This window comes from Pseudomonas sp. CVAP#3, from assembly GCF_018986375.1.
Lineage (GTDB): Bacteria > Pseudomonadota > Gammaproteobacteria > Pseudomonadales > Pseudomonadaceae > Aquipseudomonas > Aquipseudomonas helvetica.
This window is the reverse complement of record NZ_JAHMSC010000003.1, coordinates 399701-423133: the sequence shown is the minus strand read 5'-3', so window position 1 is coordinate 423133 and position 23433 is coordinate 399701. Positions and strand designations below refer to the sequence as shown.

The following is a 23433-nucleotide window of genomic DNA, read 5'->3' as shown; positions in this document are numbered from 1 at the left end:
GCCCGTCTCAAGTTCAGGAACGCCCCGTGACCTCCATCTTCTGGTACGACTACGAAACCACTGGCATCTCACCGCGCTGCGACCGTCCGCTGCAAATGGCCGGGATTCGCACCGACCTCGACCTCAACGAGATCGACGAGCCGGTCAACCTCTACTGCCAGCCGAGTGACGACATCCTGCCTCACCCGGCGGCATGCGTGATTACCGGCATCACCCCCGGCCGCCTGGCCGAGCAAGGCCTGAGCGAGGCCGACTTCATGACCCGGGTTCATGCGCAGCTCGCAGCCCCCGGAACCTGTGGTGCCGGTTACAACACCTTGCGCTTCGATGATGAAATGACCCGTTACAGCCTGTACCGGAATTTCTTTGATCCGTATGCGCGGGAGTGGCAGGGCGGCAACAGTCGCTGGGATCTGATCGATGTGGTGCGTGCGGCGTATGCGCTGCGCCCGGACGGTATCGTCTGGCCTGAAGAGGAAGGTCGCGTCACGTTGAAACTCGAACGCCTGACTGCTGCCAATGGCCTCGATCATGGTCAGGCTCACGATGCGTTGTCCGATGTGCGCGCGACTATTGCCTTGGCGCGGTTGATCCGCGACAAGCAGCCAAAACTCTACGACTGGCTGTTCAAGCTGCGCAGCAAGCAGAAGGTCATGGATCAGATCCGTCTGTTGCAACCGATGGTGCATATCTCGGGGCGCTTCTCGGCAGCCCGCAGCTATGTCGGGGTGGTCTTGCCGTTGGCCTGGCACCCGCGCAATCGCAATGCACTGATTGTCTGCGACCTGCATCTCGACCCGCAGGGGCTACTCGACCAGGACGCCGAGACCTTGCGTCAGCGTTTGTACACCCGTCGTGACGATTTGCTCGAAGGCGAATTACCGGTGCCGCTCAAACTGATTCACATCAACCGTTGCCCGGTGGTGGCACCGTTGTCGGTGTTGCGCGCCGAAGACCGGCAACGATTGCAACTGGACATGGCGCAGTATGAAGCGCGCGCACTGCGTCTAAGTGACGCACAAGAAGTATGGCGAGATAAAGTTCTGGCCATTTATGCCCGCGAGGATTTCACGCCGAGCGAGGACCCTGAACAACAGTTATACGACGGCTTCATTGGCGATCGGGACCGGCGTTTATGCGAACAAGTCCGAAATGCGGACCCGATGCAATTAGCGCAAGAGCAATGGCCGTTCGATGATGAACGTTTGCCGGAATTATTATTTCGTTATCGTGCCCGTAACTTTCCCGAGACCTTGAGTCACGAGGAGCACGAGCGCTGGAGATTATTCTGTCAGCAACGTTTGTCAGACGCCGGATGGGGAGCGCCCAATACCTTGCAGGGGTTTAATGAGGCAATGACGCAATGCTCGCTTAGTGCTACAGCGATTCAGCAACAGGTACTGGACGAGTGGCGCGAGTATGTCGACTCATTACGCAAGCGTTTGGAGCTTTGAAACAATCTGTACAAATACCTGAAAGCGGGGCATAAAAAAACGCCAGCGGATGCTGGCGTTTTCTGGTGTTCGCAAATGAACCTGCGAAGCGGGTTGCGGCTTAGCCCAGCAGGGTAGCCCAGCCTTCAACCACGTCACCGCCCCACTTGGCTTTCCACTCTTTCAGCGTCTTGTGGTTGCCACCTTTGGTTTCGATGACTTCGCCGTTGTGCGGGTTTTTGTATTGTTTAACCTTGCGAGCGCGCTTGGTGCCGGTAGTTTTTACAGCACCGCGTGGCGCTTTAACTTTGGACTCTGGATCCAGCAGGGCGATGATGTCGCGCAGGGACTTGGAGTATTCGCCCATCAGGGTACGCAGTTTGCCTTCGAATTCCAGCTCGGTTTGCAGTTTGTCGTCTTGGGACAGGTTCTTCAAACGGGCTTGCAGCTCTTTGATAGCTTCTTCGGTGGCACGGTATTCGTTGATCAAGGACATGAGGACTACCTTATGTTGGGCGCTGGATGACAGGGTACAGTGGCGCAATAATAGTCAGGGTGTTTCATCAAGTAAACATTTAAGCCGGCTTTTATTTAATTTAATTAGAGTGTTCAGCGAAAAAAGCCTCACGCCGCTGTTAAAACTTGTCAGGCTTTCATCACAGATACTCACAAAAGCCCGCTTGCGTATTTCGCCAATAGAACATTGTTGAGCGTTCAGAGGCCGCCAGTCGGTGGGGCGAGGCAATGCATTACTGGGCTTGGTGTCAGGAGTACTGCAGTTTTGCTGCGTAATCGCTAGAATAGCGGCCTTTGCGAAGTTCTGGAGTTTTTCCCCCATGCGCACTTTTCGGCTAGTGATTGCTTGCCCGGACCGCGTCGGTATCGTTGCTAAAGTCAGTAACTTTCTGGCGTCACACAATGGCTGGATCACTGAAGCGAGCCATCACTCGGACACGCTCAGTGGCTGGTTCTTCATGCGTCACGAAATTCGTGCCGATTCGCTGCCGTTCGGCCTTGAGGCGTTTCGTGAGGCCTTTGCACCGATCGCCGAAGAGTTTTCGATGGACTGGCGTATCACCGACACCGCGCAGAAAAAACGCGTGGTGCTGATGGCCAGCCGCGAATCCCACTGCCTGGCTGACTTGTTGCACCGCTGGCACAGCGACGAGCTGGACTGCGAAATTTCCTGCGTGATTTCCAACCATGACGACCTGCGCAGCATGGTCGAGTGGCATGGCATTCCTTACTACCATGTGCCGGTGGACCCGCAGAACAAAGAGCCGGCATTTGCCGACGTTTCGCGCCTGGTCAAACAGCACGACGCCGAAGTGGTGGTGCTGGCGCGTTACATGCAAATCCTGCCGCCGGAGCTGTGCACCGAGTACGCTCACAAGGTCATCAACATTCACCACAGCTTCTTGCCATCGTTCGTCGGTGCCAAGCCGTACCACCAGGCGTCGATGCGTGGCGTGAAGCTGATCGGCGCGACCTGCCACTACGTGACCGAAGAACTGGACGCCGGTCCGATCATCGAGCAGGACGTGGTGCGCGTCAGCCACAGCGACAGTATTGAAGACATGGTGCGTTTCGGCCGTGACGTCGAGAAGATGGTGCTGGCCCGCGGTCTGCGCTATCACCTGGAAGACCGCGTGCTGGTGCATGGCAACAAGACCGTGGTGTTCTGATTGATCAGTGCTGATTGAAAAAAAACAGGGCCTGGGCGTTCAATCGCTTCAGGCCCTTTTTTTCAGCGTGAGGTACGGGAGATGGCTGATCCACTGGATAAGGCAACATCCAAAGCCCCCGCGACATTGGGCGAGGGGTGTCTGAGTCGGTATGACCCGGATGAGCTGAGCCCTGAAGACGGCACGGAGTTTCCCGGCGCCGCGCAATTGTGGGAGCAGTTGAAGCCAGACGTTGGTGATGAAACGGTGGATCCTGAAAAGATTGCCCCTAAGCCTGTTTGATCTTCATCAGCTTGTTCAGCAGTGGCTTGCCGGCCATCACCAGGAACACCGGTGCGCCGGCCAGCAAGTAGAAGTAATAGGTCACCGCTCGCCAGATCAGAATCGCTGCCGCCGCCGTCGATTTTCCCACCATGGGCGCCAACAGCGCTGCCGACGTCAATTCCGCCGCGCCGGCACCGCCCGGTAACAGGCTGAACTGCCCGGCGCTGAGTGACAGCATCTGGATCAAAAAGCTCCAGGCCCACTGAAGATCCGTGCCCAGCCCCCGCAAGGCCAGATACAACACGCTATAGCGCAGTAACCAGTGCACGCAGGTCAGCGCAAATACGCTGATCAGTGTGTGTGCAGGCAACTTGAGTGTGTCCGTGAAGGCCGCAAGAAAGTGCAGCAGTTTGCGTGCCCAACGGCGCCGGGTGGCAGCGTTGAGCTTGAAGTGCTTGAGCACGCGACCGCTGAGGCGAATCAGCAGGCGATGGTAGCGTGCCACCAACACGCAACTGAACAGGCCGCCGAGCATCGAAATGGCGCTGACTGTCAGCATCCACTCCAGGTTCTGGCTCAGGTGCTGAAACAGCGCATACACCACGATGGCGATCAGCGCGCAGAGAAAGAACAGCAAATCGTTCAACTGATCCATGGCAAACACCGCACTGCCATGGGCCGGGCGCACGCCATTGCGGGCCAGCAGGGCCATCAGTGTCAGCGGTCCACCGCCGCCGCCCGGGGTCGCGCAAATCGCGAACTCGGTGGACATCACCACCCCAAGGCATTTCAGGCGGCCTATCCGGCTGCGCTGTTCACCCAGCAACAAGTGCAAGCGCAATGAGTTGGTGAACCAGCAGAGCAGGATCATGCCCGGCATCGTCAGCAACAATGTCAGCGGGAAGTGCTGCAGTCGTGGCCATAGTTCATTGGCGCCGAGCAATAGCGGGATCAGCACCGCGCAAAGCAGGGCGGCGACCAGCCACAGGACACGACTCATGCGGCGCTACTGACCTGAGCGCTTTGCGTGCGCAGCCACTGGGCCTTGGTCATTGGCACTCGGCCGTTATTGAGCAAGCGTTCGAGGGTGTGCAGCCAGTATGTGCGGGAGTACTCATGGCGCATGTCCACCGGGTGCACGCCCAGGCGAATCACCGGAGCGTGCTGCCAGCGCAGTTCGCGTTGAGCGCTGACTAGTTTCGACACGCCACGACGCCAGGCACTGCGCGCGCTCCAGACCAGGCCTGGGGCGTTGACCCGGGAGAAGTCCGGCAGGCGATACAGATGCTGCGGATCACTGGTGTAGCTCAGCGGTAACTGGCGCAGGGCTTGACGCGTGCCTTCGCTCATCAGCCAGGCCGGAGCCACAAAGCCCTCCAGTGGCCAGTTGTAACGGCTGAACAATTCGATCCCGGCGAGCAGGCGGGCGAGCGCAGCCGGTTGCGAAAGGCTGTAGAACTCGCCTTCATGGGTGTAGACCCGGCGCATGAACCAGTCACGGGGGCGCGCCGTTAGCGGGCTGTCATCGCAATGGTAGTAACCGTGCAGTGCCAGTTCGTCACCGCGCTCGATGCGGCGGGTCAGCACGCGCCGAAAATCCGGATGGCTATCGAGGTGGTAGTGTTTGTGAAAGTCGGGAACGACCAGCCACGTCATCGGCACCTCGCCGAGCGCGTCCACCGCTTCGACAAACGGTTGATAGTCGGCCCAGCTTTGCGGGGTGACGTCATGCAGCACCAGTAGCAGGCTGGGCGTGTTCATGGCGTCAGCCATTGCTCAGCTGCGGCAAAGGGGCGCCGAGGACCGCGTAATAGTGACCCAGCAGGCTGTTGACCACTGAATCCCAGGCGTAATGCTGTTCGACATGGCGGCGGGCGTATCGACCGAGATCGTTACGCTGTGCAAACAGTTCGCGCACAGCGTTGGCCATCGCCACTGGATTGTTGGGTGCGCAGAGTATGCCGCAGTGCTCATTGATGATTTCGGTGAAGGCGCCCGCTGCCACTGCGACCACTGGAATACCGCAGGCCATGGCTTCGAGAACGACCAGACCAAAGGTTTCCTGATCGCCTGCGTGCAGCAAGGCATCGGCGCTGGCCATCAGCCGTGCCACCTGTGATGCGGGGCAGAACTCATCGATCAGCGTGACGTTATCCGGTACCTGTGCCGACACCGAGGCGCCGACCAGCAGCAAGTGATAGCGGTTTCCCAGACGCTTCATGCAATTGAGCAGGACGGGAATGTTTTTCTCCTTGGAGCCTCGCCCGGCGAAAATCAGCAGTCGAGTGTCTTCGGCGATCTTCAGCTTCGCCCGCAGATTCGGGGCACGGGCGTCTGGATGAAAGGTTTGCAGGTCCACGCCCAAGGGTTGGACGTAAACGTTTTTGACCCCAAGCCCCATGAGCTTGTCGGCCATGATCTGGCTCGGCGTCAGCACCCGGTCAAAGTTGCCGTACAGCTTGCGGATATACGCTTCGACATTGGGCGTGACCCAGTTGCCCACACGGTTGCTCGCCAAAAGCGGCAAGTCGGAGTGATAGAAGCCAATCACTGGAACATCCAGTTCACGCCGCGCATCCAGCGCTGCCCAGGCTGTCAGGTAAGGATCGCCGACTTCTATCAGGTCCGGTTGCAGGTCGTGCAGGGCATTGCGCCAGGGCGTCAGTCGCAGCGGGAAGCGATAGCCTTTGCCGAAGGGCAGGGCCGGGGCGGGCACCGTGTAAACACCGTCCTGCTCGCTCAGGCGGGCTCCCGGGACCAGCAAGCTGTGACGAATCCCCGGCTTGCGGCCCAGGCGGCGGTGCTTGGCATCCAGATAAGTACGCACGCCTCCGCTGGCCGGTGCGTAGAACATGGTGATGTCAGCGATATGCACGATAACCCTCCCTTCTATCCGTTGTTCTCCTTAGGGTTGTCCCTTATGAAGAATAGATGTTTGGTTGGGGATTTGTGGCGGGGTGTCAGTGAGGTGTTGTGGTGGCTGACAGGCCGCTATCGCGAGCAGACGGAACGTCGACCGGCTGCTCGCGATGGGGCCTTCAAGGGTGCGTCAGATTCTGAAACTACCGACCAACTGCTTCAACCGCGCCGCTTGCTGCTCCAGGTCGGAACAGGCGCGCAGTGTCGATTGCAGGTTTTCCACGCCTTCCTGGTTCAGCGTGTTGATTTCGCTGATGTCGACGTTGATCGACTCGACCACGGCGGTTTGCTCTTCGGTGGCGGTGGCCACCGACTGGTTCATGCCGTCGATCTCGCCGATGCGCAAGGTCACGCTGTTCAGGCGTTCACCGGCGAGGTTGGCGATCTCTACGCTGTCCTGGCTGTGACGCTGGCTGTCGCTCATGGTGCTGACCGACTCGCGGGCGCCGATTTGCAGCTCCTCGATCATGGTCTGCACTTGCTGTGCCGATTCCTGGGTGCGGTGCGCCAGGTTGCGCACTTCATCGGCGACCACCGCAAAACCACGTCCAGCCTCACCGGCCCGCGCGGCTTCAATCGCCGCGTTGAGTGCCAGCAGGTTGGTTTGCTGGGAGATGCTGGTGATGACTTCGAGAATCTGCCCGATGTTCACGGTTTTGCTGTTCAGCGACTCGATGTTGGTGCTGGAGGCGCTGAGCATGCTCGACAGCTGATTCATCGCCGCAATGCTGCGGTCGACCACTTGCTGGCCGTCTTCGGCCAGGCTGCGGGCATCGCTGGCCTGATGAGAGGCCTGCGCCGCGTTACGGGCGATTTCCTGAGCTGCAGCGCCCAGCTGATTGATCGCGGCCGCCACACTGTTGGTCCGGCTCGATTGTTCGTCGGAGTTGAGCATCGACGAGTTCGATGCGCTGACCACTCGCAGAGCGACTTCGTTGACGTGCTCGGTCGCCGACGACACTTCGCGGATCGAGCCGTGGATACGCTCGACGAAGCGGTTGAACGCGCTGCCCAGGATGCCGAACTCGTCCTGGCTCTGAATGGTCAGGCGGCGGGTCAGGTCGCCTTCGCCGTCGGCAATGTCCTGCATCGCACGGGTCATGACGTGCAATGGCTGGATCAGGATACGGATCAGCATGCCGAGCAAGGCGATGATGATTGCCACGGCAATCATCGTGGCAATGATGGCCGAGGTGCGGAAGCTGCTGAGCATCGAGAAGGCTTTGTCTTTGTCCACCGACAGACCGACGTACCAGTTGACCGATGGCAGGCCTTTGATCGGGGTGAAGGTGACGATGCGGGTTTTGCCATTGACCTCGACTTCAGTGATGCCGCCACCGATACGCGGGGTGTTCGTCGGGTAAGCCTCGCTGAGGGACTTCATCACCATGGTTTTATCCGGGTGAACCAGGATATTGCCATCGGCGCTGACCAGGAAGGCGTAGCCCATGCCACCAAAGTCACGCGCGGTCAGGGTGTCGATCAGGGTTTGCAGGCTCAGGTCACCACCTACCACACCAATGCTTTGCCCGGCTTTTTTCGAGGCGGTGGCGATGGAGATGATGGTCTGGCCGGTTGCCGCATCGATATACGGTTCGGTGAGTGTCGAGCCGTTACTGTTTTCTGCGCCTTTGTACCAAGGGCGAACCCTTGGGTCGTAGCCGTCCGGCATCTTGGAGTCCGGGCGGTTGATGAACGTGCCGCTGGCATCGCCCAGGTACCGGGCCATGAAGGTCGACGCCAGGGCATTCTGCTCAAGCAGGTTGGCAACGTTGCCGTGTTCGGGGTTGAGAGCGATGTTCTGGGCCAGGTTTTCCACCATGAGAATCCGCCCGGCGAGCCAGGACTGGATATTGGAGGACGTGACATCGCCCATCTCATGCAGGTAATTGTCCAGGTCCTGGCGAATCGCATTGCGCTGTAAATAGTCGTTGTACAGCGTGAACGAAGCGAAGGCGGCAATGACGATGAGCGCGGCTGCAAGCAGGATTTTGTGGCTGAAGCGCAGGTTTTTGTTCATGGCTTGGGGTGTCCGCTAATGTCTTATTGTTGGGGCGTGTTGCTTTGAAAAGCGCGCAAACCAGGCGCTGTCGCACATAAGCTGATATTTCCGTCTGTCCTTCGGAATTATCGGACCTGATTTTCAGTCTGGTCCCTTGCTTGTATCTATCGGCTGCGCAGGACTAAAACTTAGGGGCTTGAAATCGGCGATGCGACAGGCGGCCGATCGCGCCGCTAAAATGCGAAAGATCGCAGCCTGCTGCCGCTTGCATGCAATGGTGTAGGAGCGGCCGCAGGTTCGGGCCGCATTCGGACGATGTTTTGATCTTGCTTCTAGGTCTTCGGTTTGGCGTGCGCCGCCAGGCGTTCCAGCGCTGCGCGCAATTTCGGATCGCTGATGCCGTCGGCGGTGGCCTGAATGGTCGCCGCCGCATCGCTCGACAGGTCCATGGTGTGGCCGACGGCGCCTTGTTGCACGGTCGGTGGTTGTACCTTGAACAGGATTCGCGTCAGGCTGGCGAACTCGTCGAACATCTGTAATTGCCGTTGCAGACGCTTCTGCTGATACCGCAGACGGGTTGCCCAATGACCGTCGGTGACGATCAGCAACAGGCTGCCCTCGCGCCACGACGCCACATGACAATGTTCACGGGCGGCCGGCTGCAGCTGGCTTTCCAGCAAACGCTGTAAATGACCCAGGCGTTGTGCGTGGCCGAAAATGGCTTTTAACGGTTTGGCTTCGCGAAGCAGAACGGCGGGTGCTCTGGCCGTAAGAGGGCGAAATGCCATGAGGGGGCACCTGAAGTAACAGAGCCGCCATGGTAGCAGAAAGCACTTGATGCGCCTGAGCCATTGCTTTGTGAGCGCTTTACTCATTAAATCAACGAGTAACTTCTGGCGTGAATGGCTTGAAGTTCAGCAAAATGCCCTTATTTTAAGTGAGCCCCGTAACAGCGCTGTGCATGCATCGTGGAACAACGCCACTTTCCTCACCATCGTTTCCGGGTAGAATGCTCGTTCGCATGCGGCCATGAGGGCTGCACGGGCGACTCACGGGGCCGCCCTCCATCCCTTTGTGTGGAAGATCCTGCCGATATGTTTGCGCCTTTGTTAAAGAAACTTTTTGGAAGCAAGAACGAGCGTGAAGTCAAACGCATGCTCAAGACGGTACAGATCGTCAATGCCTTCGAAGAGCAAATGGTGGCCCTTTCGGACGATCAGCTGCGCGCCAAGACTGATGAGTTCAAGGCCCGCATCGCCAAAGGTGAAAGCCTCGACAAACTGCTGCCTGAAGCCTTCGCGGTTGCCCGTGAAGCCGGCAAGCGGGTTATGGGTATGCGCCACTTCGACGTTCAGTTGATTGGCGGCATGACCTTGCACGAAGGCATGATTGCCGAAATGCGTACCGGTGAAGGCAAGACCCTGGTGGCGACACTGGCGGTTTACCTGAACGCGCTGTCCGGCAAGGGCGTGCACGTTGTTACCGTGAACGACTACCTGGCTCGTCGTGACGCCAACTGGATGCGTCCGCTCTACGAATTCCTCGGCCTGAGCGTCGGCGTGGTGACGCCGTTCCAGCCGCCGGAAGAGAAGCGTGCGGCCTATGCCGCCGACATTACCTACGGCACCAACAACGAATTCGGTTTCGACTACCTGCGCGACAACATGGCGTTCAGCATGGAAGAAAAATTCCAGCGTGAACTCAATTTTGCCGTGATCGACGAAGTCGACTCGATCCTCATCGACGAAGCCCGTACCCCGCTGATCATTTCCGGTCAGGCCGAAGACAGCTCCAAGCTCTATATCGAGATCAACAAACTGATCCCGCAACTGGAGCTGCATATCGAAGAAGTGGAAGGCGAAGTCACCAAGGCCGGTCACTACACCGTCGACGAGAAGACCCGCCAGGTTGAACTCAACGAAGCCGGTCACCAGTACATCGAAGAAGTGCTGACCGGTATCGGCCTGCTGGCTGAAGGCGAGAGCCTGTACTCGGCGCACAACCTGGGCCTGCTGACCCACGTTTATGCCGGTCTGCGCGCGCACAAACTGTTCCAGCGCAACGTTGAATACATTGTCCAGGACGGTCAGGTCGTACTGGTCGACGAACACACCGGTCGTACCATGCCGGGTCGCCGTTTGTCCGAAGGCCTGCACCAGGCCATCGAAGCCAAGGAAAACCTGAACATCCAGGCCGAAAGCCAGACCCTGGCGTCGACCACGTTCCAGAACTACTTCCGTCTTTACAGCAAGCTGTCCGGCATGACCGGTACGGCGGACACCGAAGCGTTCGAGTTCCACCAGATCTACGGTCTGGCGGTGATGGTCATTCCACCGAACAAGCCGCTGGCGCGTAAAGACTACAACGACCTGGTGTTCCTCACCTCGGACGAGAAGTACGCGGCCATCGTTGCCGACATCAAGGAAAGCATGGCTCAGGGCCGTCCGGTTCTGGTGGGCACCGCGACCATCGAAACGTCCGAACACATGTCCAGCCTGCTCGTGAAGGAAGGCATCGAACACAAGGTTCTGAACGCCAAGTTCCACGAAAAAGAAGCTGAAATCATCGCTCAGGCCGGTCGTCCGGGTGCACTGACCATCGCCACCAACATGGCCGGTCGTGGTACCGACATCCTGTTGGGCGGTAACTGGGAAGTGGAAGTCGCCTCCCTTGAGGATCCGACGCCCGAGCAGATTGCCCAGATCAAGGCCGACTGGCAGAAGCGTCACCAGCAAGTGCTCGAGTCGGGCGGTTTGCAGGTGATCGCCTCCGAGCGTCACGAATCGCGCCGTATCGACAACCAGCTGCGTGGTCGTGCCGGTCGTCAGGGTGACGCCGGTTCCAGCCGTTTCTACCTGTCGCTGGAAGACAGCCTGATGCGCATCTTTGCCTCTGACCGGGTGAAGAACTTCATGAAGGCCCTGGGCATGCAGCCTGGCGAAGCGATCGAGCACCGCATGGTGACCAACGCCATCGAAAAGGCTCAGCGCAAGGTTGAAGGTCGTAACTTCGACATTCGCAAGCAACTGCTCGAGTTCGACGACGTCAACAACGAACAGCGTAAAGTGATCTATCACATGCGTAACACGTTGCTGGCCGCGGACAACATCGGCGAAACCATTGCCGACTTCCGTCAGGACGTGCTCAACGCAACGGTCAGCGCGCACATTCCGCCGCAATCGTTGCCAGAGCAGTGGGACGTCGCTGGTCTGGAAGCTGCCCTGCAAAGCGACTTCGGCGTGACACTGCCGATCCAGCAATGGCTCGACGAAGACGATCACCTGTACGAAGAAACCCTGCGCGAGAAGCTGATGCACGAGCTGCTGGCGGCATACAACGAGAAAGAAGAGCAGGCGAGCGCCGAAGCGCTGCGCACCTTCGAGAAGCAAATCGTGCTGCGCGTTCTGGACGACCTGTGGAAAGACCACCTGTCGACCATGGACCACTTGCGTCACGGCATCCACTTGCGTGGCTATGCGCAGAAGAACCCGAAGCAGGAATACAAGCGCGAGTCGTTCACACTGTTCTCCGAACTGCTGGACTCGATCAAGCGCGACTCGATTCGTGTGCTGTCGCATGTTCAGGTTCGCCGCGAAGATCCGATCGAAGAAGAAGCACGCCTGCGTCAGGAAGCCGAGGCATTGGCCGCACGCATGCAATTCCAGCACGATGAAGCCCCAGGCCTCGAGCAACCGGAATTGTTGGGTGAAGAGGTCGATGTGGCGCTCGCTGCCGCTCCGGTGCGCAACGAGCAGAAGCTGGGCCGCAATGAGCTGTGCTACTGCGGTTCGGGCAAGAAGTTCAAACACTGTCACGGCCAGATCAACTAAGATTTCTGCCAGACATTGAAATACCCGCGCCGCGACCGGCATCAGCCGTCGCGGCGTTTTACCATTTAAAACACCGATGCCAGGTTAAAAAGAACAGGGCGACGACGGTGCAGACATTACATTAAGAGGAGCGCTTTCATGGCTGTTGGTCTTGGTCCTTTGCCAACGTTGCACCCGGTTGCCGGTTTTGAACTCGGTATCGCTTCGGCTGGCATCAAGCGCCCCGGGCGCAAAGATGTCGTGGTCATGCGCTGCGCTGAAGGTTCCACGGTGGCCGGTGTGTTCACGTTGAACGCCTTTTGCGCTGCGCCAGTGATTCTGGCCAAGCAACGTGTGCAGGGCCCGGTACGTTATTTGTTGACCAACACCGGCAATGCCAACGCCGGTACCGGTGAGCCTGGTTTGGCTGCCGCCGAGCGCACCTGCGCCAAGCTGGCTGAATTGACCGGCGTCGACGCCAGCCTGGTGCTGCCGTACTCCACTGGCGTGATCGGTGAGCCGCTGCCGGTCGAGAAGATCGAAGGCGCGCTGCAAGCTGCCCTCGACGACTTGTCGGAGAATAACTGGGAAGCTGCAGCCACCGGGATCATGACCACCGACACCCTGCCAAAGGGTGCGAGCCGGCAGTTCCAGCATGAAGGCGTGACCATCACCGTCACCGGTATCAGCAAAGGCGCCGGCATGATTCGCCCGAACATGGCGACCATGCTCGGTTACATCGCCACCGATGCCAAAGTTTCCCGCGAGGTGTTGCAGAACCTGCTGCTGGACGGCGCCAACAAGTCGTTCAACCGCATCACCATCGACGGCGACACCTCGACCAACGATTGCTGCATGCTGATCGCCACCGGTAAAGCCGCGCTGCCGGAGATCACCTCCGCCAGTGGTCCACTGTTCGCGGCGCTGAAGCAGGCAGTGTTTGAAGTGTGCATGGACGTCGCCCAGGCGATCGTTCGCGACGGCGAAGGCGCGACCAAGTTCGTCACCGTTGAAGTCAACGGCGGCGGCACTCACCAGGAGTGCCTGGACGTCGGTTACACCGTGGCGCATTCGCCATTGATCAAGACCGCGTTGTTCGCTTCCGATCCCAACTGGGGGCGCATCCTGGCGGCCGTTGGCCGTGCCGGTGTGCCGAACCTGGACGTGAGCAAGATCGACGTGTTCCTGGGTGAAGTCTGCATCGCCAGCCGCGGTGCCCGTGCCGCGACTTACACCGAAGCCCAGGGCTCGGCGGTGATGCAGCGTGAAGAAATCACCATTCGTATCGAGCTGGGCCGCGGCGATTGCAGCGAAACCATCTGGACCACCGACCTGTCCCACGAATACGTGAAGATCAACGCCGAATACCGCACATAATTCATGGTGGGCAAGTCATGCTTCTGTAGGAGCAAGGCTTGCCCGCGATGGAGGCCGCAGGCCTCCCGCTTGTCCCTCATCAAAAGGCGCCTGAACATGAGCTACCACCTGATCATCGGCGACAAACTGTATTCCTCCTGGTCCCTGCGCGGCGCTTTGGCGCTGGAACTGGCCGGCGCGACCTACACCGAAGAACTGATCAAGCTGAACCAGCCGGACACCCGTGAACGCCTGCTCAAGCATTCACCGACCGCCAAAGTCCCGTTGCTGAAAACCGAACACGGGACCATTGCCGACTCGTTGGCCATCGCCGAGTACCTGGTTGAGCGTTTCCCGAACGCCCACCTCTGGCCGAAGGACATTGCTGCCCGCGCCCAGGCCCGTTCGGCGTGCGCGCAGATGCACAGCGGCTTTTTCGCCATGCGTGGCAACATGCCGTTTGACCTGAGCCACGATGCGCCGCTGTCGCCGATGCCGCCTGAAGTGCAGGTGGAGATCGAGCGGATGCTGGCGTTGTGGGCTGAATGCCGCGCGGTTGCCACCGAACCGGGTCCTTTCCTGTTCGGTGCTGTGAGTCTGGCGGATGCCTTCTTCGCGCCGATTGCCGTACGCCTGCGTACTTATCAAGTCGCGTTGCCGGCGGCGGATGCCGCCTATGTCGAAGCGATTTACCAATGGCCAGCCTTCAAGGCCTGGCAGAAAGCCGGTCTGGAGGAAATAGCGCGGTGAAACGAGTTCATGTAGCAGCGGCTGTCATCCGTGATGCCAGCGGCAAGATCCTCATCGCTCGCCGCGCCGATACCCAGCACCAGGGCGGCCTGTGGGAGTTTCCCGGCGGCAAGGTCGAGGACGGCGAAGCGGTGCAAGCCGCGTTGTCCCGCGAGTTGCAGGAAGAGTTGGGCATTGTGGTCAGTGCCGCTCGACCATTGATCAAGGTTCAGCACGACTATCTGGACAAGCAGGTATTGCTGGATGTCTGGGAGGTCTCGGCATTTACCGGCGAACCTCATGGCGCCGAAGGCCAGCCTCTGGCGTGGGTGACGGCGCGTGAACTGCGCGACTACGAGTTTCCGGCCGCCAACCAGCCGATCGTAGCGGCTGCGCGTCTGCCAGGCGACTACCTGATTACCCCGGAAGGCCTGGAAACGCCGGCCCTGCTGCGCGGTATTCAGAAAGCCATCGCTGGCGGGATCAAGCTGATCCAGTTGCGTGCGCCTAATGGCTATGACCCGCAATACCGCGATCTGGCGGTGGATGCCGTGGGTTTGTGTGCCGGCAAGGCGCAACTGATGCTCAAGGGGCCGTTCGAGTGGTTGGGAGATTTCCCGGCCGCCGGTTGGCACCTCACCGCCGCGCAATTGCGCAAATACGCCAGCGCCGGGCGTCCGGTACCCGCCTCGCGCTGGTTGGCGGCGTCCTGTCACAACGCTGAAGAACTGAGCCTGGCCGAGCAGATGGGCGTGGACTTCGTCACCCTGTCACCGGTCCAGCCGACCCAGACTCACCCGGATGCGTCACCACTCGGCTGGGAGCAGGCCTCGCAGTTGATTGCAGGGTTCAGCAAACCGGTGTTCCTGCTCGGTGGTGTGGGGCCTGCCGAACGGCAAAAAGCCTGGGAGGCGGGCGCGCAGGGCGTGGCGGGGATTCGGGCGTTTTGGCCTGAAGCGTAACGCCCGACCTGATGATCGTTCCCATGCTCCGCGTGGGAATGCATCCCGTGACGCTCTGCGTCACAGCGTCAACGGCGGACGCGGAGCGTCCATGGCGGCATTCCCACGCAGAGCATGGGAACGATCATCCTCCTGACTAAGCTTGGGGTTTGGCCGCAGGCTGCCACAAAATCTCGGCAATCCCCTGGCGCTTGGCAATCAGCCGAGCCGCCACAAACAACAGGTCCGACAAGCGATTGATGTACGCCAGGCCAACCCCGGCCAATGGCTCCAGCGCGTTCAGATGCTGACAACGTCGCTCGGCGCTGCGTGCCAGACTGCGGCAGACGTGGGCTTGGGCAATCAAGGCTGAACCGCCGGGCAGAATGAAGTTCTCCAGCGGTCCCAGCTCTTCGTTCCAGACATCGATCGCCGCTTCCAGGCGTTCGACTTCTGCGGCATTCAAGGCCTGATACACCGGCATAGCCAGCTCACCCCCCAAATCGAACAACCGGTGCTGACACGGTTCAAGCACCTCAATCACCTCGGCCAGGCCAGGATGAGCGTGGCGTTGCTCGGCCAAGCCAGCCAACAGCACCCCGAGCTGACTGTTCAGCGTATCGACTTCGCCGATGGCCTCGACCCGTGGATGGTCCTTCGGCACGCGGCGACCGTCGCCAAGCCCGGTTTCACCTTTGTCGCCGGTGCGGGTGTAAATCTTCGACAAGCGAAAACCCATGCTTAGCGCTCCAGTTGTTTGAGTTCGTGAGAGGCGAGCGGAGTAGTGCCCGCCAATGGCAGGCGCAAGGTAAAGCACGTGCCTTGGCCGAGGGTCGATTGCACTTCCATCTGACCCTTGTGGTTGTTGGTGATGATGAAGTACGACACCGACAGTCCGAGGCCGGTACCCTGGCCGATTTCCTTGGTGGTGAAGAACGGCTCGAAGGTGCGTTTGCGCACATTCTCGCTCATGCCCACGCCGTTATCTTCGACCTGGATTTCCGCCCACGGCGGGTTCAGTCGGGTGCGCAGAATGATCCGTCCCGGCTCTCTGTCGTCTTCGCGCTGGTGAATCGCCTGGGCAGCGTTTTTCAGCAGGTTGAGCAGCACTTGTTCGAGCTCGTTGGCGGTGCCGGGCACAGGCCCCAGTTGCGGGTCGAACTGACGAATGATGGCCTGGCCCTTGAAGTCGAAGCCGATGGCCAGGTCGAAGTCGTTGCTGGCGATTTCCACGGCTTGATCGATCAGTGCCGGCAGGTCGCACGGGGCCATCTGGCGGTTGCTGCGACGACTGAAACTGAGCATGTGGGTGACGATCTTCGCGGCTCGGGCGCCGGCCTGTTGAATGCCGTCGAGCAGTTGCGGGACTTCGCGGCTTTGCAGGTAGCGATTGACGCTGTCCAGTTCGATGCCGATCTGTTCGGCGGTTTCGATGTTCTTCGGCAGGTCGGCCGACAAGCGCCGGCGAATGTTCTGCACGTTATGCAGGATCGCTCCCAGGGGGTTGTTGATTTCGTGGGCCATGCCGGCGGCGAGGCCACCGACCGAGAGCATTTTTTCCGACTGCACCATCATTTCTTCGAGGGACAGGCGCTGGGTAATGTCGTCGATGCGGATCACCACGCCGCGTCCGGCACCGCCCATCAATGGATAAAAGGTCAGCGCGTAATGCTTGGGTTCGTCGTCCTTGACCCAGGTGACGCGCTCGATCTTGACCACGCTGTGTTGCTCGACGGTTTCCTTGAGCTGCGGCAGGAACGGTTTCAGCGGTTCAAAGGCGAGGAAAATCGGCTGGTTCAGCGCTTCGTCCAGACGCGTGCCGGAAAGTGCGCTGGCTTCCTGGTTCCATTGCGTCACGTAGAGCTGTTCATCGAGGGCGATCAGCGCCGAAGGCATCGAGTCGATGATGCTGTTGAGGTAGTTCTGAAAACCGGTGAGTTTCTTCTCGATCTTGCTCCGCACCTGAACTTCCAGCTCCAGCTTGCGGTTGGTATGACGGGTTTCTTCGGCCAGGCCCTGGGCCTGGTCGTAGGCAGCCTGGGAGTCGTCCCGCGCGCGTTTGAGTTGCTGCTCACGGGCTTCGATGCGCGAGAGCATGGTATTGAAGGCTTCGGCGAGGCTGCCGATTTCGTCGTGGTTACCGCGAGAGGCACGCAAGGCGTAGTTTTCTTCGCGGGTAACCTGGCGGGACAATTCTTCGAGCTCATGGATCGGCCGGGTAATCAGGCGTTTGATCTGCCGGGCAATCACCAGCCACAGCAGCACGCTGAAAATCAGAATCCCGAGGCTGGCGGTCAGGGTGCCGGTGTAGAAAGCCATCGGCAATTCACTGCTGGCCACCAGCAGCAGATGGCCCGGCTCCTCGCCCGGGCGCAACAGGGTGATCAGCTGATTGCTGCGAAATTCGGTGGCCTGCCAGGCTTCGATATTCCGATAGTGCTCGGGCAACTTGAGTTTTTCGCCGTGCTGCACCTGGGCCAGGCGCAGGCCTTTGCCGTCATACAGTGCCGCCGTTTTGAGCGGTGAATAGCTGTTGAGTTCGTTGAGCAGCCTTTGGGCTTCTTCTGGCGAGTTGAGCGCCTGGGCGGCGATGGACGGGTTGGCCACCAGTCGGCCGATGGTCTGCAAGGCCTGCGGGGCCATGCTTTCCTGGGAGATCCAATAGGCGGCGCTGATAAAGGTCAGGTTGGCCACCAGCAACACGGTGGTCAACAGCACCAACAGGGCGGCCAGCAGTTTCTGGCCGACCGGCAGGTTTTCAAGGCGCTGGCGCAATGGCATCGAGGTCGTCGCTAAAAAGGAACAGGAAGGCAGCGTAGCCGTTGCTCAGTCGCTGGGCAATCCGCGTGCGTGCAGGTGCGTAATCAGCCGCTGCTGCAATTGATTGAGGTGCGGCAGCACCAGTTGGTGTCTCGACGCAGCAGTGCAGGCATGCCCCAGCAGATAGCTGATCTCGGTTCGGCGTTGATTGGCAACGTCCTGGTACATCGACGAGTAGTTGGCGGCTGTCGCTTGAATCACTCGCTCGACTTCCTGCTGCAGGTTGTCTGCGGCGGCGGGCTGACCGCAATGCTCCAGCAACTCGCTCAGTTCGGCACAGAGGGTAGCGACTTCGCAATGGTGGTGCTGCAAGCCACCGTTGCGGCAATCATGCAGGACTGTCAGGGGATTGATCGCGCAATTGAGCGCCAGTTTGCGCCACAAACGGGTCAGGATGTCTGTGCTCCATTCGTGGGGGATGCCGGCGGCGCTCAGGTCATCCAGCCAGATCGGCGGGGTAGGGTGGCTGGCATCGCCGAGCCAGGTGTACCCATGACCGGCAAACACCACGCGCCAGTCGTCATCGCGAAACGCGCCTTCGGTGCTTGAGGCAAAGATGCAGCGTGCCTGCGGGACACGTGCGGCGACGGCGTCCTGACTGCCGAGGCCGTTCTGCAACAGAATCAGCTCGGCGTTGGGTGCAAGACGCGCTGCCAGTTGCGCGACCGCACTTTCGGCGTCGTAGGCTTTGCAGGCCACCAGCAAGCGGTCTATCGGCCCCGCGCTGCTGACAGTTTCGCCGGGGATCGCATACTGCCGCGCTTCGCCCTGTTCGACCAAGGTCAGCCCGCCGGCGGCCTGATAGGCCTGCAAGCGCGCCGTGTCGCGCAGAATCAGTTTCACCGGCAGGCCAGCCCGTGCCAGGCGCGTGGCCCACAGGGTGCCCAGACTGCCGGCGCCAAGGACGTGCCAGGTGGTCGACATCAGTTTTTTGCTCGGATTGGCAGACGCATGTGAGGCTCGCAGCGTAGGAAGGTAAAGACCCGTTATAATCAGCGCGGATTTTAACCGCAAGCCAGGCGTGCTCCATCGCTATTGAGCGCGCCCTTTTTTATTGGAGAGATTACATGCCGTCGTTCGACGTGGTATCCGAACTGGACAAACACGAACTCACCAACGCGGTCGAGAACGCCGTCAAGGAACTCGACCGTCGTTATGATTTGAAAGGCAAGGGCAGCTTTGAGTTCAAGGAAAAGGACCTGACTGTCAACCTGACTGCCGAGGCCGACTTCCAGCTGGAAGCGATGATCGAGATCCTCAAGCTGGCACTGGTCAAGCGCAAGATCGATGTGCAGTGCCTTGAGGTAAAAGACGCCTATGCTTCCGGCAAGCTGATGAAGCAGGATGCCGTGCTCAAGGAAGGCATCGACAAGGAGCTGGCGAAGAAGATCGTTGCTCACGTCAAAGACGCCAAGCTCAAGGTCCAGGCCGCCATCCAGGGCGAGCAGGTACGGATCACCGGCAAGAAGCGTGACGACCTGCAGGAAGCCATTGCGGCACTGCGCGCCAAGGAATTTGGCATGCCGCTGCAGTTCAACAACTTCCGCGACTGATCAGTCTTCAGGGAACCTCCGGGCGTTAATGACGTCCGAGGCCCATGTAACGGCGGAAACGATTGAGCCATCTTCACTGGCTCGGTCTTTCTGCCGTGCAGTTTTTACGTGCCGGGTAGCCGGGAATCAGGAGAGATAGATGGACATAAATGCTGAAGTGGACAACCTGGTCAAGGCTTCCCAGGCCTGGATCCCGATGATCATGGAATACGGCAGCCGTGTGCTGCTGGCCGCCGTTACCCTGGCCATTGGCTGGTGGCTGATCAACAAGCTGACCCACAAGGTTGGCAAGCTGCTGGCCCTGCGCAACGCCGATCTGGCGTTGCAGGGGTTTATGAGCAGCCTGGCGAACATCATCCTCAAAGTGTTGCTGATGGTCAGCGTCGCATCGATGATCGGTGTTGAGACCACCTCGTTTGTCGCGGCTATCGGTGCTGCGGGCCTGGCGATCGGTCTGGCGTTGCAAGGCAGCCTGGCGAACTTCGCTGGCGGGGTGTTGATTCTTTTGTTCCGTCCGTTCCGTATCGGTGACGTGATCGAAGCACAGGGGATTACCGGCACGGTCGACAGCATTCAGATCTTCCATACCCTGCTGCGCACCGGTGACAACAAAACCGTCATCGTGCCTAACGGTAATCTGTCGAACGGCATAATCACCAACCACAACCGTCAACAGACCCGTAAAGTGGTGTTTGACATCGCCGTGAATTACGACGCCGATTTGCAGAAGGCGCGTGAGGTGCTGCTGGAGTTGGCCAAGGATGAGCGCGTGTTGGCCGATCCTGCGCCGGTAGCGGTAGTGTCGACCCTGGGCGATAGCTCGATTACGGTTTCCCTGCGTGTTTGGGTGAAAACGGCGGACTACTGGGATGTGTTGTTCAAGTTCAATGAACACGCCCGCGATCGTTTGAAGGCGGCAGAGATAGATATTCCGTACCCGCAACGAGTTATCCGTATGGTTCAGGAAACGGCGTAACCAATGCCGGTTTGTTGTTTGGCCTTTTGGTCAAGTATCGGTAACGAACTCAAGGGGCGATAAGCCCCTTGAGTGTTTTTACAGTCTGCAGTTTTGTTGTTCTGAAAGCGGAATAGAGTGCGGGCTTATTATTAGCTGGCTACTTATTAAGGTTGATTTCGTATTGCCATAAAGCAGGCACAAAAAAAGGCCCATCAGTGATGGGCCTTTTTTATATCAATCGAACAACTGTAGCCGTAGCGATTACAGGATGTTGATTGGGTACTCGGTGATCAGACGGAACTCGTTGACGTTGATATCGCCACCGTCGTTATTGGTGCGGTGCCAAGCCTGGCGTGCACGGAAGGACAGGTCTTTCAGAGGACCGGCCTGAACTACGTACTTGGCTTCCAGGTTGGTTTCGAAGTGCTTGCCATCTGCGCCGAACGCATTGTTATTAGCGCTGTTAGCATAGATGCTGTTCTGGTTGGTACCGTCGATGCCCGAACCATGTACATAACGGGCCATGAAGCTCAGGCCTGGTACGCCGTACTCAGCCATCTTCAGGTCATAACGTACCTGGTAGGATTTCTCGCCAGGACCGTTGAAGTCAGAGTACTGAACGGAGTTGGCCAGGAAGATCGAGTCGCCGCCGCGGTTGTTGTCACCTACACCGACGTAGTCGAACGGTTCATCACCGCGGACTTTCTGGAAGGCCAGAGTAACGGTGTGCGCCTTCAGGAAGGAGTAGGCAGCTGCGAGCGAGAAGGCGGTGTTATCGATTTTGCCTGCTTTCGCTGCACCGGTATCGTTTGTCTGATACAGGTTGAAGTCGAAGTTCAAGGACTGGTCAGTTGCCAACGGAAGGGTGTAGTTCGCGTTGGTGTAGTACTGGTTCCAGGTATCTTTGAACTTGGCGCCGTAGAGGGAAACGCTCAGGTTCTCAGTGATGCCGTATTTACCGCCTACGTAATCGGCGCTCTCAACCTGCGTGTTCCCGTACTGGGTCCACAGGTTGCCCTGCATTGAGGTCTTATCCTGGCTGCTGCCAGCGTAGAAGTGACCGGCTTCCAGGTCGAGGTCTTTGATCTCGCTGCTCTGCAGTTGGAAACCGCGAGCGGTCTGTTGGAACAGACGGCTGCCGCCAACGGCGAATACTGGAGCGGTGCTAGGCGACTGGTCACCAAATTTCAGCTCGGTTTTGGAGATGCGAACAGCGACTGCCGCGCCCGCTTTACCCATGCTGTCGTTGACTTGTTTATTACCGTTGTTGTCCTGGCCGACGCTCATGTTACCCGTGCCCGAATGCCCGTCGGAACCGTCCAGACGGAAGCCGGCATCGCCGAAGCCTTCAACACGAACACCAACAGTACCCTGGGTATAACCAGAGCTGAATTTGCCCAGTACGCCTTGGGTCCAGTCGATCTGGTCGTCGTGTTTTCCGTCAATCTTGTCGCGGTTGAAGTAGTAGTTCTTCAGAACTACGCCAGCCGAGGCACCTTCAACGAAACCTTTTGCGTCAGCCTGGTCGGTTACAAACGGTTCGGCCATAGCGACTTGGGTGCCGGTAGCTGCAGTAACAGCCAGGGCGATCATGCTCCACTTCATCACGCGCATCGTGATTTGCTCCTTTGGTTTTAGAAGAGTACTGCCGTCCCACCTGATTTATTATCTGGGCGGCTCTTTCTTTTTGTGTCGGCGCAAACTTATATCACGCCGACAATGTTGGCGATACTTGCGTATCTAACCTTTCAGCTTCTTTACGGCCCTGTCGCAAAATGCGCTGTAGAGGTCGTAATTTCACAATTTTTTTGCCTTCGGACTGACAACTTCAGCGTTGTTTTCCAAGGCTTCAGTATCAGAAAAAGAAATCCCTGTCCTGCACTTGAAGCTCCCTGGGCAGCCATGCCGCTATTGTTATGAGCCTTAAGGTTCCGACTTCCAGCGGATGCCTTACAGGCGATGTGTGTATGAATGCAACAAGCGTGCACAAATCGGCTTTTTGTTGCCGGGTTTTTCAAAAAAACCTGTCTTAATGACTAAAGCCTCATGAAACCGGGGCTTTCAAGGCCGATCTGTTTGAGCTTGACGCCGCGGTTCTTCTAGTGTTGCACCATCAAAGAGCATGGGTATTAGCACACAAATGTTACTGCTCCACCCTCGCGGGTGAGTAGACGGCGGATGCTCGACGTTTTCAGCGTAGACGCAGTGTGCAGATTTGGTGCAAAAAATTTTCAATGCTGTACGAAATTCGTACAACGAAGACCTCGAATGCAGATCTACATCCGCTGATAGGTCGTTGATTTTTTGACGAAGCGCCGAGGTCTGGTGCTGAGGTGGTGCGTCGAGAATGAAAATGTTCAGTACCGGGGCGCTCATGCGTTGAGCGTTTGTACCGGGTCGTCCGGCTCGGGGCTGTGTGCCCTTTTTTCGCAGTGATCCGTGCGGCGTTCGCGGGTATGCTGCTGTTATATACGGGCGATTAGCCTTCGGGCTGGGCGCTAAACTGAGTCTCATGCAAAGTGCGGGAGTGCGCGCGGTGTTCGCCTTAGATCCACGACTTGAACAAGACACCCTGCCGATTGGGGATTTCCCACTAAGTCGGTTGTTGCTGTCCAATGATTCGAATTACCCCTGGTTTATCCTGGTGCCGCGTCGTGAGGATATCAGCGAGTTGTTTCAACTGGATGTCGCCGACCAGCAGCAGTTGTGGCGGGAAACAACCGAGTTGGCCGAAACGCTCAAGGATTCGTTCGATGCCGACAAGTTGAATGTCGCGACCCTGGGTAATGTTGTCAGTCAGCTACACATGCATGTCATTGTGCGTAAGCGCAATGATGCTGCCTGGCCAGCCCCGGTTTGGGGCAAACACCCGGCCAAGCCTTACAGTGCCGAAGAAGTGGCAGTAATTCGCGAACGGCTGCGTTTGGTCTTGACCGATGACTTCACGTTTCTGGAGGGCTGAAC

At 58.7% G+C, this 23433-nt stretch carries 20 protein-coding genes; 10 read left to right on the top strand and 10 right to left on the bottom strand.

The window, feature by feature from the left end:
- The first annotated feature begins 26 nt into the window (after nucleotides 1-26).
- Nucleotides 27-1454 carry an exodeoxyribonuclease I gene (sbcB, locus tag KRR23_RS08140; RefSeq protein ID WP_216742061.1) on the top strand — a complete coding sequence of 476 codons (1428 nt, stop codon included), beginning with the start codon at nucleotides 27-29 and terminating at the stop codon, nucleotides 1452-1454.
- A 100-nt stretch (nucleotides 1455-1554) separates the two neighbouring features.
- Here sbcB and mvaT read toward each other — a convergent pair whose 3' ends face one another.
- Nucleotides 1555-1929, bottom strand: coding sequence for a histone-like nucleoid-structuring protein MvaT (gene mvaT / locus KRR23_RS08135; RefSeq protein ID WP_005790963.1), 375 nt, complete (start codon nucleotides 1927-1929; stop codon nucleotides 1555-1557).
- Nucleotides 1930-2269: 340 nt separating this feature from the next.
- Here mvaT and purU point away from each other — a divergent pair, with 340 nt between their 5' ends.
- Both purU and KRR23_RS08125 read left to right on the top strand, forming a co-directional pair.
- Nucleotides 2270-3118 (top strand): formyltetrahydrofolate deformylase, encoded by an 849-nt coding sequence (gene purU, locus KRR23_RS08130; protein WP_103315028.1) that lies wholly within the window; start codon nucleotides 2270-2272, stop codon nucleotides 3116-3118.
- Between the two features lie 81 nt (nucleotides 3119-3199).
- Nucleotides 3200-3400 (top strand): hypothetical protein, encoded by a 201-nt coding sequence (locus KRR23_RS08125; protein WP_216742060.1) that lies wholly within the window; start codon nucleotides 3200-3202, stop codon nucleotides 3398-3400.
- On the opposite strand, the gene KRR23_RS08120 is transcribed toward KRR23_RS08125, so the two are convergent.
- The 5 genes from KRR23_RS08120 to KRR23_RS08100 form a co-directional block, all read right to left on the bottom strand.
- On the bottom strand, nucleotides 3387-4382 hold the full coding sequence (locus KRR23_RS08120) for a lysylphosphatidylglycerol synthase transmembrane domain-containing protein (RefSeq protein ID WP_216742059.1): 996 nt from the start codon (nucleotides 4380-4382) through the stop codon (nucleotides 3387-3389). The genes KRR23_RS08125 and KRR23_RS08120 overlap by 14 nt on opposite strands.
- On the bottom strand, nucleotides 4379-5143 hold the full coding sequence (locus KRR23_RS08115; protein ID WP_253911965.1) for a DUF2334 domain-containing protein: 765 nt from the start codon (nucleotides 5141-5143) through the stop codon (nucleotides 4379-4381). The genes KRR23_RS08120 and KRR23_RS08115 overlap by 4 nt, the downstream gene beginning before the upstream one ends.
- Nucleotides 5144-5147: 4 nt before the next feature.
- Nucleotides 5148-6236: a glycosyltransferase family 1 protein gene (locus KRR23_RS08110; RefSeq protein ID WP_216742125.1), complete on the bottom strand. Its 1089-nt coding sequence runs from the start codon at nucleotides 6234-6236 to the stop codon at nucleotides 5148-5150.
- 195 nt (nucleotides 6237-6431) lie between these two features.
- Nucleotides 6432-8321 carry a methyl-accepting chemotaxis protein gene (locus KRR23_RS08105; protein ID WP_216742057.1) on the bottom strand — a complete coding sequence of 630 codons (1890 nt, stop codon included), beginning with the start codon at nucleotides 8319-8321 and terminating at the stop codon, nucleotides 6432-6434.
- Between the two features lie 314 nt (nucleotides 8322-8635).
- Nucleotides 8636-9091 carry a DUF721 domain-containing protein gene (locus tag KRR23_RS08100; protein WP_103315022.1) on the bottom strand — a complete coding sequence of 152 codons (456 nt, stop codon included), beginning with the start codon at nucleotides 9089-9091 and terminating at the stop codon, nucleotides 8636-8638.
- Between the two features lie 306 nt (nucleotides 9092-9397).
- On the opposite strand from KRR23_RS08100, the gene secA reads away from it, so the two are divergent.
- The 4 genes from secA to KRR23_RS08080 all read left to right on the top strand — a co-directional run bounded on the left by secA (nucleotide 9398) and on the right by KRR23_RS08080 (nucleotide 15159).
- Nucleotides 9398-12133: a preprotein translocase subunit SecA gene (gene secA / locus KRR23_RS08095; RefSeq protein ID WP_216742056.1), complete on the top strand. Its 2736-nt coding sequence runs from the start codon at nucleotides 9398-9400 to the stop codon at nucleotides 12131-12133.
- A 138-nt stretch (nucleotides 12134-12271) separates the two neighbouring features.
- Nucleotides 12272-13489, top strand: a complete 1218-nt coding sequence (gene argJ, locus KRR23_RS08090) for a bifunctional glutamate N-acetyltransferase/amino-acid acetyltransferase ArgJ (protein WP_216742055.1) — start codon at nucleotides 12272-12274, stop codon at nucleotides 13487-13489.
- Nucleotides 13490-13585: 96 nt separating this feature from the next.
- Complete coding sequence (locus KRR23_RS08085) at nucleotides 13586-14218, top strand: glutathione S-transferase family protein (RefSeq protein WP_216742054.1); 633 nt, start codon at nucleotides 13586-13588, stop codon at nucleotides 14216-14218.
- Nucleotides 14215-15159, top strand: coding sequence for a Nudix family hydrolase (locus tag KRR23_RS08080; protein ID WP_216742053.1), 945 nt, complete (start codon nucleotides 14215-14217; stop codon nucleotides 15157-15159). Before KRR23_RS08085 ends, KRR23_RS08080 begins: the two co-directional genes overlap by 4 nt.
- A gap of 136 nt (nucleotides 15160-15295) precedes the next feature.
- Here KRR23_RS08080 and KRR23_RS08075 read toward each other — a convergent pair whose 3' ends face one another.
- Genes KRR23_RS08075 through KRR23_RS08065 form a run of 3 tightly spaced genes read right to left on the bottom strand, consistent with a single transcriptional unit; the run spans nucleotide 15296 to nucleotide 18882 of the window.
- Entirely contained in the window at nucleotides 15296-15877 is a 582-nt protein-coding gene (locus tag KRR23_RS08075) for a cob(I)yrinic acid a,c-diamide adenosyltransferase (RefSeq protein ID WP_216742052.1), read from the bottom strand.
- A 2-nt stretch (nucleotides 15878-15879) separates the two neighbouring features.
- On the bottom strand, nucleotides 15880-17919 hold the full coding sequence (locus KRR23_RS08070) for a HAMP domain-containing sensor histidine kinase (protein WP_216742051.1): 2040 nt from the start codon (nucleotides 17917-17919) through the stop codon (nucleotides 15880-15882).
- 45 nt (nucleotides 17920-17964) lie between these two features.
- Nucleotides 17965-18882: a putative 2-dehydropantoate 2-reductase gene (locus tag KRR23_RS08065; RefSeq protein WP_216742050.1), complete on the bottom strand. Its 918-nt coding sequence runs from the start codon at nucleotides 18880-18882 to the stop codon at nucleotides 17965-17967.
- A gap of 143 nt (nucleotides 18883-19025) precedes the next feature.
- Between KRR23_RS08065 and KRR23_RS08060 the strand changes: the two genes are divergently transcribed.
- Both KRR23_RS08060 and KRR23_RS08055 read left to right on the top strand, forming a co-directional pair.
- Nucleotides 19026-19511, top strand: coding sequence for a YajQ family cyclic di-GMP-binding protein (locus KRR23_RS08060; RefSeq protein WP_019693270.1), 486 nt, complete (start codon nucleotides 19026-19028; stop codon nucleotides 19509-19511).
- Nucleotides 19512-19650: 139 nt separating this feature from the next.
- Complete coding sequence (locus KRR23_RS08055; RefSeq protein WP_216742049.1) at nucleotides 19651-20487, top strand: mechanosensitive ion channel family protein; 837 nt, start codon at nucleotides 19651-19653, stop codon at nucleotides 20485-20487.
- 243 nt (nucleotides 20488-20730) lie between these two features.
- Here the strand turns inward: KRR23_RS08055 and KRR23_RS08050 are convergent, their stop codons facing one another.
- Nucleotides 20731-22083 carry an OprD family porin gene (locus KRR23_RS08050; protein ID WP_216742048.1) on the bottom strand — a complete coding sequence of 451 codons (1353 nt, stop codon included), beginning with the start codon at nucleotides 22081-22083 and terminating at the stop codon, nucleotides 20731-20733.
- A 922-nt stretch (nucleotides 22084-23005) separates the two neighbouring features.
- On the opposite strand from KRR23_RS08050, the gene KRR23_RS08045 reads away from it, so the two are divergent.
- Nucleotides 23006-23431 (top strand): HIT domain-containing protein, encoded by a 426-nt coding sequence (locus KRR23_RS08045; protein WP_024264886.1) that lies wholly within the window; start codon nucleotides 23006-23008, stop codon nucleotides 23429-23431.
- Nucleotides 23432-23433 lie beyond the last annotated feature (2 nt).